General features: G+C 53.6%; 13 protein-coding genes. 5 read left to right on the top strand and 8 right to left on the bottom strand.

All coding sequences use genetic code 11. The annotated features are described in order from the left end of the window. From RMSM_RS30365 to RMSM_RS30340, 5 genes are all read right to left on the bottom strand, one after another. Positions 1–1,167 (bottom strand): Ni/Fe hydrogenase subunit alpha (locus RMSM_RS30365; protein ID WP_008706488.1); only part of this gene is annotated, 1,167 nt, incomplete at its 3' end. A gap of 9 nt (positions 1,168–1,176) precedes the next feature. Further along, positions 1,177–1,980, bottom strand: a complete 804-nt coding sequence (locus RMSM_RS30360; RefSeq protein ID WP_008706485.1) for an NADH-quinone oxidoreductase subunit B family protein — start codon at positions 1,978–1,980, stop codon at positions 1,177–1,179. Continuing rightward, complete coding sequence (locus RMSM_RS30355; RefSeq protein ID WP_008706483.1) at positions 1,977–2,885, bottom strand: FAD/NAD(P)-binding protein; 909 nt, start codon at positions 2,883–2,885, stop codon at positions 1,977–1,979. Before RMSM_RS30355 ends, RMSM_RS30360 begins: the two co-directional genes overlap by 4 nt. Before the next feature lie 228 nt (positions 2,886–3,113). Continuing rightward, a complete protein-coding gene (locus tag RMSM_RS30345) occupies positions 3,114–4,247 on the bottom strand; it encodes a two-component system sensor histidine kinase NtrB (protein ID WP_008706480.1) in 1,134 nt (377 codons plus the stop codon). A gap of 56 nt (positions 4,248–4,303) precedes the next feature. Continuing rightward, a complete protein-coding gene (locus RMSM_RS30340; protein WP_008706478.1) occupies positions 4,304–5,779 on the bottom strand; it encodes an ATP-binding protein in 1,476 nt (491 codons plus the stop codon). Positions 5,780–6,055: 276 nt separating this feature from the next. Between RMSM_RS30340 and RMSM_RS37545 the strand changes: the two genes are divergently transcribed. The 3 genes from RMSM_RS37545 to RMSM_RS30325 all read left to right on the top strand — a co-directional run bounded on the left by RMSM_RS37545 (position 6,056) and on the right by RMSM_RS30325 (position 9,965). After that, positions 6,056–7,189, top strand: coding sequence for a two-component system sensor histidine kinase NtrB (locus RMSM_RS37545; RefSeq protein WP_008706476.1), 1,134 nt, complete (start codon positions 6,056–6,058; stop codon positions 7,187–7,189). A 150-nt stretch (positions 7,190–7,339) separates the two neighbouring features. Beyond that, the gene (locus RMSM_RS30330; protein ID WP_040770290.1) at positions 7,340–8,773 is read left to right on the top strand and encodes a sigma-54-dependent transcriptional regulator; all 1,434 of its coding nucleotides are present in this window, start codon (positions 7,340–7,342) and stop codon (positions 8,771–8,773) included. Positions 8,774–9,011: 238 nt separating this feature from the next. Next, positions 9,012–9,965: a universal stress protein gene (locus RMSM_RS30325; RefSeq protein WP_008706470.1), complete on the top strand. Its 954-nt coding sequence runs from the start codon at positions 9,012–9,014 to the stop codon at positions 9,963–9,965. Here the strand turns inward: RMSM_RS30325 and RMSM_RS30320 are convergent. After that, positions 9,900–10,388, bottom strand: coding sequence for a CBS domain-containing protein (locus tag RMSM_RS30320; RefSeq protein WP_008706469.1), 489 nt, complete (start codon positions 10,386–10,388; stop codon positions 9,900–9,902). The genes RMSM_RS30325 and RMSM_RS30320 overlap by 66 nt on opposite strands. Before the next feature lie 376 nt (positions 10,389–10,764). Here RMSM_RS30320 and RMSM_RS30315 point away from each other — a divergent pair, with 376 nt between their 5' ends. Together RMSM_RS30315 and RMSM_RS30310 are read left to right on the top strand one after the other, a co-directional pair. Then, positions 10,765–11,217, top strand: a complete 453-nt coding sequence (locus RMSM_RS30315) for a cyclic nucleotide-binding domain-containing protein (RefSeq protein ID WP_008706465.1) — start codon at positions 10,765–10,767, stop codon at positions 11,215–11,217. Then, on the top strand, positions 11,214–12,356 hold the full coding sequence (locus RMSM_RS30310; RefSeq protein ID WP_008706463.1) for a 4Fe-4S dicluster domain-containing protein: 1,143 nt from the start codon (positions 11,214–11,216) through the stop codon (positions 12,354–12,356). Before RMSM_RS30315 ends, RMSM_RS30310 begins: the two co-directional genes overlap by 4 nt. A gap of 45 nt (positions 12,357–12,401) precedes the next feature. On the opposite strand, the gene RMSM_RS30305 is transcribed toward RMSM_RS30310, so the two are convergent. Together RMSM_RS30305 and RMSM_RS30300 are read right to left on the bottom strand one after the other, a co-directional pair. Further along, positions 12,402–13,415 (bottom strand): beta/alpha barrel domain-containing protein, encoded by a 1,014-nt coding sequence (locus RMSM_RS30305; RefSeq protein ID WP_008706461.1) that lies wholly within the window; start codon positions 13,413–13,415, stop codon positions 12,402–12,404. A 94-nt stretch (positions 13,416–13,509) separates the two neighbouring features. Next, positions 13,510–14,455 (bottom strand): universal stress protein (locus tag RMSM_RS30300; protein WP_315850162.1); only part of this gene is annotated, 946 nt, incomplete at its 5' end.

Genomic DNA, 14,455 nt, shown 5'->3' with positions numbered 1-14,455 from the left:
GCACTTTAAATCGGATTCGATTTGTCGCTGATTCTGTGACGTCGGAGGCACAATCTTGGCATCCGAAACAAGACCATCGTCCGTGATGCCGTAGTGATGATAGATCAAGCCACGAGGAGCCTCGGTTGCAGCGCATCCGAATCCGGTTTTTGCAACATATGGCATGAATGCCTGTTTAGCGGTTTTGTACCGCTGGATGATCGCGATCGATTCCTCTAGGCAACTGACGATCTCAATGATCCGCGCCAGAATCGAATGGAAGCGGTTTTGCAGACCGGATACCGGACAGATTTTCTCGGCCAATGCCAACGCCTGTGGCGACAGCCGGCTGCGATTCAGTGCCAATCGCGATAGCGGTCCAAGAAAGTAGGGTGCAGTCTGTCCACGACGCGTTGATTGCAGTGCCGTGCTGTGGGCAGCATGTTCTTCGACAAAGTTTTGCTCGTATTCGTCGACATCGATCGTCGGAAACCGGGTCGAAGCGATTCGCCCTGCGTTCATTGGATATTCATCGGGATGACTTAGCGCAACCCACTCGCCGTCGACGTCAAAGCAGGGGAATGGAAATCCGGCGATCCAGTCCGCCAACTCGATCGCGGTTTCGAAAGCCCACTGAAGCTGCGACAACAACGGTGTCAGCTCCTCACGCGATGGCAAGCGATGAAAACCACCGATGCGAACATTCACGGGATGAATCGCCCGGCCGCCAATGATCTCGAGAATTGAATTCCCGACCTTCTTGATGCGTAAACCGTCATTGATCTGTTGCGGGAATTGTCGAGCCAGCTCGATCCCGCTCGCCGATCCAAAAAAATCGGGGGCGTGAAGCAAGAAAACATGGAGTGTATGGCTTTCGATCCATTCACCACAGTAAAGCAATCGCCGAAGCGATCGGATCTCCGGTGTCACCGTAATCCCCAACGCCGTTTCCAAGGCGTGAACCGAAGTCATTTGATAGGCAACAGGACAGATACCGCATATTCGCGCCGTGATGTCTGGCACCTCTTCCATCGCTCGACCACGCAACAGCGCCTCGAAGAAACGCGGAGGCTCATAGATCGACAACCGCACGTCTTCGACTTCGTCGCCATCAAGCTGAATATGCAATGCCCCTTCCCCTTCGACGCGGGTCAATGCGTTGACCGTGATGTTTCGTTCGCGGCTCATGGGCGTGACCTAATTTGAAGAAGGGTTGTTTTCGATACGATCGCTCTCGATTTGAAATAACCGCGCCCCCGCGTTCATATTTCGCAATTGATGCACCATCTGCATCGCAGTGGTCCCTTGGTTTAGATACTGATCTGACAAGGACGCCGTATTGGCTTGCGCACAAGGGCCGAAACAACCGTAGCACGCACGATGGTACGCGGGGCAAATCGCGCCACACCCGGCCTGAGTAATCGGGCCAAGACAGGGTTGGTCTTCGGTCACTGCGATACAAATCGTGCCACGTCGTTTGCAGTCCAAACAAACACTGTGCGAGGGGATATTAGGTCGACGCTCGTTTAAAAACGCAAGTATGACCTCAAGCAATTGGTGTTTGTCGATCGGACAACCACGCAACTCAAATTCGACCGGAACATGATCACTGATTGCGGTGCTGGTCGCGAGTGAATCGAGATATTCGGGATGGGGGTAAACATACTGCAGATACTCTTCATGATCCGCCCAATTTCGCAGCGATTGAATTCCTCCCGCCGTCGCACACGCTCCGATCGTCACCAACACTCGCGATTGACGACGGATTTCATGAATCCGGTCGACATCTTCGTTTGTCGATACCGAACCTTCGACGAGCGTCAAATCAAACGGCCCGGGCAAGGTGCGACTACTGGCTTCCAAGAAATGAGCAATCTCCAGCTTGTCGGTGAGCGCAAGCAATTCGTCTTCGCAGCTCAACAGCGAAAGCTGGCATCCGTCACAGGATGCAAATTTAAAAACGGCAAGTCGCTTCTTTTCTTTACTTGGCAAATGGCTCATAGATCGGTCACCTCCATCAACCGCTCGACGCGATCGAACGACAATACCGGACCGTCCTTGCAAACAAAGTACGGCCCAAATTGACAATGTCCGCAGGTGGCCACGGCACAGTTCATGTTCCGTTCGAGCGATAGCCAGATGTTCGGGCGCTGCAAGCCACGCGAGATCGCAGACTGGATCGAGTACATCATCATCACCTCCGGACCGCATGTCATCAGCAAGGTTTGAGCGGGATTTCTTAATTTCAGTCGCTCAAGCAATAGTATCACCACACCGATGTTCCCCGTCCACGTCGCTACCGCCTGGTCCACGGTCGTATGGACCTGGATGCCATGCGATTCCCACAGTGCGTATTCGTGTTGGTAGAGCAAATCATCCGGTGTCCGCGCCCCAATCAACAAATGCACCTCACCGTAGCGATCTCGACAACGAATCATTTCATTCACGAGTGTTCGCATCGGTGCCAAACCAATCCCACCACAAACCAAAACCACGTCGTGATCGACACAGCGATCGAGGGGCCAAACCGAACCGAAGGGCCCTCGAACTCCGATTGTGTCGCCTACCGCCATCCGAAAAATCGCTCGGGTCACATTCCCAACTTCGCGAATGGTGTGCACGATTGGACCGGAGCGAATTTCGTCGTTGCTGACAGAAATTGCCACCTCGCCCACCGCCGGGACATATAGCATGTTGAATTGGCCTGGTCGCGCAGCAACGCGTTGCGACGAACCAGCGTCCACCCAATCGAATTTAAACGTGGCAACGCCAGGCGTCTCTTCACGAATCTCGGTCAACACCGCCGCGTCCACATGCCATGGATTTTGGTAATTCGGTTTAGAGAGTGGGGCAGCCATCGATTGCCACTTGGCGGTGTTGAGGTTGTCAGCCCCCGGTTTGCTCAACCGGTTTGCTCGTTCGGTTCGCTCATCCGTCGTCCTTCCATCGCTCTGCTTTGATTGACCGACGCGTCGGATGGGGGTCGTTTCCGATCGAGTCGTGACCCTGTTGGGCAACCATGCAACTGCATCTGCGGTGCCAAAGCAGCAAACGCGTATCGAGACAGTAGCTGAATCGGATCACTCGGACTCAAGCGCGCCCTTTCGGCCATTCACCTGTGCCCTCAGGATCAATCAGGCTCGAAAATGTCGTGGCAAATGAACTGCAAAGGTCGTCCCCACCCCGAGTTGGCTCTCAACTTCCAGATGCCCATGATTTTTATCGAGAATCGCGGCCGAAACGGCCAACCCCAACCCCATGCCTTGCGCCTTGGTGGAATAAAGCGGTTCGGTAATCCGTCGAATATGCTCGTCTTCGATTCCGACCCCCGTATCAATCACTTCGACGACCACCTCGGTATCGGTCACGTTTGATGCGAGCGTGATGGTGCCGCCATCGGGCATCGCATCCGCGGCGTTTCGTAACAGATTGTGCAATACGATCGAGATTTGATTGGGGTCAACCATCGCGATGGGCAGATCGGTTGCGACTTGAATTTGCACGCTAACACTATCCGGAACCGAAACGTCGGCGATCACGTCGGCGATCAACTCGTTGACGTTACATTTGGTCAAACGTGGTTCGGGCAAGCGGACAAAATCGGACAAAGCGGTGATTACTTTTTCGATCAAGGAAACCTGCCGATCGATACGATCGAGATGCTCAAGTGTCTTGGCCGGAGTCAGATTTCTAGCATTGCGAAGATAGTAGGCCGAGGTGCGAACGGCATTGAGCGGATTGCGAATCTCGTGCGCGATTCCTCCAGAAACTTGGCCGAGCGTTGCGAGTTTTCCGGCTTTCAGCAATTCCGCCTGAGCCGCATGCAACTCGCTCGTCCGCTTGCGAACCCGATGTTCAAGTTGATCGTTGATTTCACTGAGTTGCTGCTGAGCATTTTTCAAGTCGCTGATATCGCGAACGATCCCGGCAAACAGTTTCTTGTCCCCCAGCGGCACCTCGCTGACGGCTAAGTGCATTGGAAACGTCGTTTCATCTTTTCGTTTGCCGGTGACCTCGCGACCGATCCCGATAATCTTGGCGCGGCCGGTTTCGTGGTAACTACGAAGATAGCCATCATGTTCATCGCGGTAGGGCGACGGCATCAGCAGTTTGACGTTTTCACCCACCATTTCCGCTTCGTCATAGCCAAACAATTTGGTGGTAGCGGGATTGACCGACTGCATGATCCCCCGATCGTTGATCACGATAATCGCATCAACGGCCGTCCTCAACAACGCGGCAAGCAGGACCTGATCTTGATTTTGCATGAGAGTTCAAACCTGGCATGGTTTTGGTTCAAGAATCGAGCCACGAAACAGTGTGCTTACTCGAGCGATGCGAATTGAGAAGGGTTCAAGAGGTCGGGGCAAGCGTGCCGTGGCATACGAATAGCCACGCATGCGCCGGAGGAGCAAGGTTCGACCCGGATCGTGCCGCCATGCGCTTCAATAATGCGTTGGCAAATTGACATTCCCAGCCCCGTCCCGGTTCGCTTTGTTGTGTAAAACGGTTCAAACAGCTTTTGCTGTTGGTCGGGGTTCAAACCGGGACCATTGTCGGTGACCTTGAATTCCACGTCGTCGTTTAGGCTACAAAAATCGATCTGAATTCGCACCGGATCATGACATGCGGCGAGCGAGTTTTCGAATAAATTGCGAAAGACCTGCTCCATGCGGACCGTATCAATTTCGATCTCCAAATTTTCGCTATCGCACGACGCAGCCAGCCCGGCATCCCGTCCTTGGCGAACGGTCGCGATATCGCTCCAGGCACGACGCCATACATGATCCAGCGACGTTGCATGACAATGCACTTGAATGGGGGCTGCAAACGAACGCACCTCTTCAAGCAGACACTGCAAATCGCTGCTCGCTCGTTGAATTGCATGCAGATCATCCTCGGCGTTTTTGTTCCCGGCAATCTCCAGCGAAAGCACGTCCGAGGCCGCCTTGATGCGCTGCAACGCATTGCGGCTTTCGTGGCTGAGCGCCGTCATCGTCTGGCCGATCGCAGCCAGCCGCTCTGCCTGCAGTGCTCGGGACTGGGCTTCGACAAGGTCGCTGACGTCCACTCCGACCGCCAACACCGCCTCCGCCGTTCCCTCGCTACTTTTCAGAATGGTGTTGGACCAACGAATGCGGTGACTCCGACCGTCCTTGCCCAACACATCGTTCACGATCCCGCGAGTGTTTTCCAGACGCGAGGTCGCAACAAAGACTTCTTTGACGCGATCACGCTCGTGTTCAGGAACACAATGGGCGAACCAATCCAGTCCTTTCAAATCCGCCTGCGTCCAACCGGACAATTGTTGGAAATAGGGGTTAAAGCGGATCACGTTGCCATCGAGATCGAGCACCAAAACGATGGCCTCGACCGTCCTGAGCACCTCGTTGGTAAAGTAATGCTCTTCGGCCAACTCCGCCTGCAAGCGTTTCTTTTCGGCGATTCGCTTGACAATCGAGCGGATGTCATCGGGGATGATCGGCTTGATCACATAGTCGGTCACCCCCAAACGCAGTGCGGCGATCGTGCTCTGCATATCGCCAAAACCGGTCACAACGATGATGTCGGCATTGGCCGAGTCTTCTTTCACTTCGGGAAGAAATTCTTCGATCATCCCTTCGGGCAACCGCCGGTCGGTGATGACCAACCCGACCTTGTTCGTCCGCGCGACGGCCCTGGATTCGTCAAACGAGGACGCCACCACCACCTCGTGACCATCGAGCTCGAGAATGTCGCGCAAATTGGCCCGCGTATCAGGGTTGTCCTCAATAATCAAAATGCGAAAGGGATAGTCCATCGAACGGCAATTCAGGTGTGGCGATTCTCTGGCGGGCCCAAAAAACGGTTGCTCTCGCCGACAATCATACCGAATCGTCACAGTAAGGGTCTACTAGTCGAGTTCGGTCGAACGAAATACGCGACAATTTGACAAGATTTTCTTCATCTCAATCTCATCCCCACCGGTTCAAGCGAAGAAAACGCCCCTTTTGGCAGTAAGAACTTTGCAAAGGAAACTCGATTCGGCATCGCGGTTGCTAGTGAACGCTGTACTTCACACATGAGGCGAGCGTAAATGATGACGAAAACCAAAAAGCAACTGTTGGACAACGCGCCGCTGGTCCGTCGGTTCCTGCAGTCTTCGCCCCTCGCTTCTGCTGTGATCGATGTCAATGGCACCATCTTATTTGCAAACAACAAACTTACCGACTTGTTGGGCTATTCATCTGAAGAACTGCTTGGGAAATCTTCCGCTGCCCTGTTCCCCAACCTCGCAAAATGCCTCCGTCGGGCACATTCGGCGCGCGGTGCGTCACAATCCGAGTGGGAACCGCAACAGCATGAACAAGAGGTGGTTCTCAAGAGCAAGAACAATCAAAACCTTTCGTTGAAATTAACGCTTCAACCCATCAGCGGAACCGTCACGTCGCCTTGCCTTGCCCACTTTGCTCACGCGGATACACCACGATTGGATCCCAATTTGCTGCAATCCGAACGATTGGCGGCGATTGCTCAAATGGCCAGCGGACTTGCTCACGAAAGCCGAAACGCCTTGCAACGCGCCATAGCCTGCTTGGATCTGCTGGAGCTGGATCTAAAGAATGACCCCGAGCAGATGAATCTGTCCCAAGGCATCCGCAACTCGCTCGCGGATTTGATGGGAAATTACGAGGAGGTACGACGCTACGCCGAACCAATCACGCTCAGACCACAACGCGTCCGCTTGTTACATCTTTGCCAAATCGCCTTTGACGAAATCGCAGTCCGACATGAATACTTTCCGCATCAACTCCGCTTTTCATGTGAAAGTGAGCACGCCGATGTGGCCCACGTCGACCGTGAAAAAATGAAACTGGTGTGCCACCATCTAATCGAAAATGCAATCGATGCCTGTGAGGATATCGCGGAAATCGATGTTCACTGCGAACGGATCATGCGGCGTCACGACGACGCCGTCCAATTGACCTTCCACGATCACGGTCACGGTTTTGCCGCCGAGACGCTGCCACTTGTTTTTGACCCCTTCTACACCACCAAACAACATGGAACAGGACTCGGATTAGCGATTTGTCGTCGTATCGTCGAAGCCCATCGAGGCGAAATCGAAGCGACCAACCACGATGATGGAGGCGGCATGATCTACGTGACGATCACCGCAGATGGGAATGCCTTATCGTCGCCATCCCAAGCGAACAAAAGCGAGACATAACGCACGCCAAATGTGCGACAATACGCACATGCAGACAGGCTTAGATACGGTTTTCTTCGTAAAACCGCAATTGGAACAATGTTCGCTCCACGCTGGTGGATGGATCCATGTTTCCAGCTCGCTTCACCGCACTCACTTGGGTATTTGATGATGTCCCCCCCACCTATCAAGCTGCTATTGGTTGATGACGAAGACGATTATCGCCGTAGTTGTATGAAGTACATGGAGCGAAAAGGGCACAACGTTCAAGAGGCCGCCAGCGGGGCCCAGGCGATGATGCTGCTCGAGCGAGACACGTTCGATGTTGCAGTTTTGGATATCGACATGCCCGGCATGAACGGGCTGGAATTGATGCAGCGAATTTGCGAAGCGAAATTGAACCTCGAAGTCGTCTTTCTTACGGGGCACGGCAGCATCGAAACGGCGGTTTCGGCAATGAAGCTTGGGGCCTGCGATTACTTGACCAAGCCTTGCTCGCTTGGCGATCTCGAGCACCGTTGTCTGTTAGCGCGCGACCGCAATCATCTTCGCAAAGAGAACATTCAGCTAAAAGAGTTGGTGTCACGTTCGACCCCCAAGCAAACCTTGGTTGGTGAGTCGAGTGCGATGCGGGACGTGGTGCGGATGATTGAGAAGGTAGCACCGACGGGCAAGCCGGTGTTGATCGAAGGCGAGAGCGGCACTGGAAAAGAGGTTGTGGCGCGTTCGATTCAAGAACGCAGTCTGCTCGCGGACAATCCGTTTGTCACCATCAATTGCGCAGCGCTGCCAGAAAATCTTGTTGAGAGTGAACTGTTCGGTCATCAAAAAGGTTCGTTTACAGGCGCGTCATCCGAAAAACTCGGTCTATTTGAAATTGCCGATGGAGGCACCTTATTCATTGACGAAATTGGCGAGCTTCCGCTGGCGCTGCAACCCAAACTGCTGCGGGTCCTCGAAGACGGTTCGCTTCGCCGAATCGGTTCTCATCGCGAGCGTAAAGTCAAAGTTCGAATTATTGCGGCGACGAATCGTGATCTAACGCAAGCGGTGAAAGAGGGGACGTTTCGCGAGGATCTATTTTATCGCATCAACGTATTCTCACTGATGCTTCCGCCGCTCCGCCAACGTGAAGGGGACGTTGGGCTGTTAGTCGATCACTTGTTGCCCGGAGGGTGGTCAATCGAACCGGATGCGCGTGATGTGCTGTTACGCTATTCATGGCCGGGCAATGTACGTCAACTAATCAATGTGATCGAACGCGCCACGATCCTTGCGGACCACCACGAAATCACACTCGATGATTTGCCCGCCGAGATCGCGCACCCCACGGGGTTACAATCAATTGCCTGCGACGATCGGCATCGCGAATCCAACGGAATCGGTCAAGCGAATTTTGTCGTCGGGTCGCCGGATGTGAAAGTGGATGATTTAGTAAAAACGCATGTGCTGGAGGTGCTTTCCAAAGAGAAGGGGAACAAAGCACGTACCGCGAGAAAACTGGGTATCCACCGCCGTAAATTGTATCGATTGCTCGAACGCTACAACCAATCCTCTTGTGCCAACGATAAACAACTTTCCGAAAGCGAATCCATATTGAGCTAAAGTCCAGCGGCGCGTGTTGCGAACACGAGTATCGAGAGCAGGGCGACAGCGATGACGGCTGCCCAGAAGATTTTTTCATGCGGGGTGTCTTTCCATTTGATTCGGCGCATCGGTCTGTCTCCGGCGGATTTTGGCAACAGGTTTATGCATCCAATAAAATGCACGTTCTGTGCCAACCCATCCCGCAATGAGTCCAACGCATCCGGAATGAATCCTTGAGAAATGAGAGGAACGTCACATGCGAGTCTTAGCGGCAGTCGATCGATCCGCTTATGCAAGCTACGCATTGGATTGCTTGAAGCGAATGCCCTGTCATGACGAAGTGGATCTGTCGCTGGTGACCGTATCGCCACGAGTGCCCGAATACGATCTCAGCGGCACCATGTTTGCCATGGATGCTGCCAGTGTGATGCAGCGTGAAATCGAGGCCATTCGAGAATCGCTCAACGCAATGGCCGCGTTCGCACGCAACGAGTTTCGATCGATTGAAACGCTGTCGCCGATTGGTCCCCCCGGCCATGAAATTGTTCGCTTGGCGCGAGAGAAACGAATCGATTTGGTGTTGATGGGGGCCACCGGACATTCCGCTCTCGCCCGCGTCTTGTTGGGCAGTGTATCGGACTACGTAGCGACCCACGCCGACTGCTCGACATTGGTCGTGCGCCCCATGGGGAACCAAACGCCCGATCCCAAGATGGCCTCGCCCGCGCCGTCGCGAGTCTTGATCGCCATTAGCAATGCGGAGAGCGACGTCGATTTAGCGGCATGGATTGCCCGTTTGGGTTTATCGACGTCGACGGAAATTCATTTGGTTTATGTCGAGCAAATCTTGCATTTCTATGATCAAGAATTGTTTCATCAAGCATCGAAGTATCGTCAAGACCTGCGGCCGATCGCCGTTGAAACGATCGAAACGATCAAGACCGACCTGCAATCGAGAGGTTTCATCGCTCAGGCGAAAACGCTCGAGTCGAGTCATATCGGTCACGGCATTGTGGAATATGCAGAACAGCAAAAGTGTGATTTGATCATTACCGGCGACCAGCGTGAAACATTAATCCAGCGGCTGTTTCTAGGCAGCAACTCGCGTCACGTGCTAAGACACGCGCCGTGCAGTGTCTTGATTTCACGCACCAGCGTCCTTGCCTCCACTGCCGCCGGCGACCAAGCGGACAAAGTCGCTAGCGGATAACATTCCCAACAATTTCTTGTTCTTGGTCACGGCCAAGTGGTGGAAACCATCGTCCGCCATTTGTTTGGCCGCATCGTTCATGGTGGTTTCGGGGTGGACCAACGCCACATTTTCACTCATCACCTCGGTGACTTTGTCGGTGCCAAATCGCCGCTGGATCAACTCGACGGCCCATAAACAGTCTTCGAAATGCGGATAGTCGCTGTCGAGAATTTGATCGGTCGAAAGGACCACATTGGCAAGATCCCCCCGGGTCACGATCCCAACCACGTTTCCTTCGGAATCGACGACGGGAATGGAAGAAACATTTTTTGATTTCATCAACTCCAACACGTCACGGACCGTCGCCTCTCGATCAACCGCCGAAATCGATGTGGACATCCATGCCTCCACCGCTTCGTCACCCTTTGCGAATGTTGTCATCGCATGCTCCCTTTTTTCAGATCGAATTCTTCGGATCACGTTGACGAGGATTTGCCACTGATTTGGAAAAATCCGCCTCACGAAACTTAGTTTACCGCGGTACCGAAATAAGCAATGTTCTGCATGGCACTTTTGATGTGACGTCATGCACACCCGTATCGATGATGCGACGTCGCAAATCGCCGAGTCGAGGTACCGCTGCCCTTTTTTGGCAAGAGATACATTCATTTATTCTACCCTGCGACAACGTTTCACGTTGGCATTTGTGCCTTTGCTTGCCGGCAACGCATCCGATCTTGGCATTCGCTTTGCTTTGTTTTGACCATCCTTCGACCGGCTGATTTCGCTGTTTACTTACTGTTAGGGACTTTCGACGATGAGCCACGATCAACTCGACAAGGAAGGCTCGCTGTTTTCCGTTGAACCGTTGGCTGAGTTAGCATCGCTGCAGACGTATCCCGCGCAGCAGCTTCTATTTCGTGAAGGCGAAGTTCATGCCAGAATCTATTGGATCAAAGAGGGAAGGGTCCGGCTTGAGATGTCGGGAACGCGAGCCGGAGCGAAAGCGATGTTGACGGCGGGCCCCGGCGATTTGTTGGGATGGTCCGCACTGCTGGGCGACCAACGAATGACGGCAACGGCGGTCGCCACTCTCGAAACAACATTGATTTCATTTGATGCGGTCGCGCTTTTGCAGCTGTGCGAACAAAATCACGACATTGGATACAAGGTGATGCATACGATCGCCAGATCGCTGTCGAAACGCTTGGTAGCGACTCGTTTGCAACTGCTCGATTTGTTCCATCAACCGCAGGGGACAACCGCATGAAGAAGCCATCGATCCACGAGACATGGTGGTTGCCGAGGAGCGAGTTGCAACGATTGATCGATACGCTTCATCGCCGCGGATACCGCGTCGTTGGTCCGACCGTACGGAACGCGGCGATTGTGTACGAAACGCTCGCCGATGTGGATCAGCTGCCCACGGGATGGACCGATACACAGTCCCCGGCAACCTATCAAATTCAAACCACGTCGAGCCAGCGGCAATTCGGTTTCAACTCGAGCCCTGATTCATGGAAAAAATTCCTTTATCCCGCTCGTCAACAGCTCAGCGGGGCCAAGCTTACCCGTGACGGCTGGCAATTTACGGATAAAATCGAGGCCCCCGAAAAGCTTGCGTTATTCGGGGTACGGGGCTGCGATCTAGCAGCGATCGAAATCCAGGACCGCGTCTTTTTGAATGACGATTTCGCTGATCCCATCTATTTGCAACGTCGGGAATCCGCATTGATCATCGCCGTTCAATGCTCTACCGCTGCGGCAACATGCTTTTGCACCTCAATGAACACCGGCCCGGAATGTGAAAGTGGTTTCGACATTGCATTGACGGAAACGGACGAGGGGTTTTGTGTGGAAGCCCAAAGTGAAGTCGGGAAAAACATCATCGCCGAACTCGATCTCGAGTTTGCAGACGTGGATCAGAAGCAATCTGCCGCGTGCGAGCTCGAGAACGCAAAACAAGCGATCACTAAACAGCTTGATACGAGAAACCTTCACGACGATCTACTTGACAATCTTGAGCATCCACACTGGGACGAGGTTGCCACGCGTTGTTTGTCGTGTACCAATTGCACGATGGTTTGCCCCACCTGTTTTTGCTCGACCGTCGACGAAGTCAGCGATTTGGACCAGAGCGATGTAACACGCGTCCGTCAGTGGGACTCGTGTTTTAATCTTAGTTTTAGTTACACTGCGGGTGGCACCGTTCGCAACGACGTTCGCAGCCGATATCGTCAATGGCTGACGCACAAGCTCGCGACGTGGCAGGACCAATTCGACACGATCGGATGTACAGGCTGCGGACGGTGTATCACATGGTGTCCGGTCGGCATTGATTTAACCGACGAGGTCGTTTCGATTCGCCAACCGCCAAAGCCGAATGCGGATGTTACAAATGAGGCATGATTTGGAACCGGCGGGTTCTCCGCCGTGGTGCTCTTCGTTCGCGATTTAATCGCCAACCGCATTGGAGCGAACGACATTGAGTTTTGCCGAAAGCGCAGCAACGTAGTGAACACGCGATTCCTCGTCGGCAAATTCGATCGGACGATTTAATTGAAGATCGTTGATCGAGTTGAATTGATGTCGTTTTAGAAACTCAATCAGACCGTCGATGAGTTTTCCAATCACCTCAGGCCCCGATCGATACAACTCGCTGGTCACCATCGCGACGTCCGCTCCGGCCAGCAGCACCTTGATCACATCATCGCTGCTGGCGATTCCCCCGCTGGCGGCAATCGACATCGCAGGACAATGCGAATGGACTCGCATGATGGGATCGACCAACTGGATTGCAGATCCCGGCGAGGTCAGACTCCACGTCGATTTCAGCTTCAAGTTATCGAGACAGATGTCGGTATCCGGTCCTCTTCCGTACAGCACAAAACCGCTGGCGCCCGAACAGACGCGCCGGGCGAGATGCGGCAGACTGACGCCAACACGCTCGATCTTGACAAACAATGGGATCGAGATTGCTTGATCAATTTCTTCGATCGCAGCCACAATGGACTCTTCGATTTCACCAGAACCGGAGTGCTCGTCAACAGGCGGATGGTGCACGTTCAATTCGATTGCCGCCGCATCGGCCTCTTGTAATTCCCCCGCATAGTCAAGCCAACCGTTGGCCGCGTATCCGTTCATACTTGCGATTACGGGGATATCGAGTTGTGAACTCGCTCGTTTAAGTAACGCCAAGTAGCTGTTGGCATCCGAACATGCCGATCGAATTTTCAATCGCTCACTTCGCGCCAGCAGCGCTTTTTCACGGTAGGTGATCGGACGCCCCATTTTCTGAGTCCAATCAATCACCTGTTCTTCAAAAACCGAAGGCAAGACAATCGCGCCGGCACCTGCCGCTTGCAGCCTTGTTCGCATGTGATCATCCGTCGACAACGGGCAAGCCCCCACGACAATGGGTGTACGCAGCGTCAGTCCGCCGTAGTGGGTCGCTAGATCAATACTCATCAAAGCACTCAAATGATTACAGAGGAAGTGAATTTAACCGAGACAAATCTGTGCAGGACCGCTGCACAACAATCGTGGTTTCAGGGCGGGACTCTCAAACCCGCGCGGCAACCTGGACCGGTGAAAGGAATCCCGCCGGCTTGATGGCAAGCATCGAACAGCTCAGTTCGGAAAAAATGGTGTCGGCGGTATTCCCCACCAAGGCTCCGGACACACCGCTGCGACAGACCGTTCCCATCACCATCAAATCGGCTTCGATCGTATCGGCCACACTGCGAATGACTTCCGATGGATCACCGTGATGCAAGTGAATTTGAATACGATGGTCGTCATACATTCCGCTGGGAATCATTTCATCGAGCGAACTTCGCACCTTCATTTGTTGAAGTGTCACCATTTGATCGACCGTTTCGTCCCCCATCCGCTTTCGCAGTGGACCTTCCATCCACAGCCCCCACGCGGCAACAAGATGCAATTGAGCTTGTTCGGATTGTGCGATCGACAATGCGAGATCGAGGATATCGCGATTGAGTTTCTGATGCTCATGGTCATCCGCGTCCAAATCGATCGCGGCGAGGACTCGATCAAATTGGCCGTGTATCTCCGGCTTCAGCAACCACACCGGGCACGGACACATCCGCAGCAGGGACCGCGCTACACTTCCAAATGTGCCACCGAGGCCGGGAACACCGTCGGCGTTCTTGATGACCAAATCGATGTCAGCCAAAATCACTTGTCGGATAATCTCGGTTGCCGGATCGCCGGTAGCGACCACCAATTCGATCGGAACCGCGGTGTCGGCGTATTCGGCCAATCGTGCCAACAACGACTGTTCGTGCTCATCAACCATGATTTGCTGTAGCTCATCCGCTTCGGTCGCAGGATCAATCATGGCGATCCCTTTGGGGATCGGCTTGATCACATCCATGATCGTCAACGACGCCTCATTTTGGATCGCCAAACTCACCGCCCTGGACAGTGCCGCTTCGCTTGAATCCGTTCCGATGTAGCACAAGATTCGTTTAAAACGTTTCATGAAG

The organism is Rhodopirellula maiorica SM1 (assembly GCF_000346295.1).
Lineage (GTDB): Bacteria > Planctomycetota > Planctomycetia > Pirellulales > Pirellulaceae > Novipirellula > Novipirellula maiorica.
The sequence above is the reverse complement of the archived record's forward strand: the minus strand, read 5'-3'. Positions and strand labels throughout refer to the sequence as shown.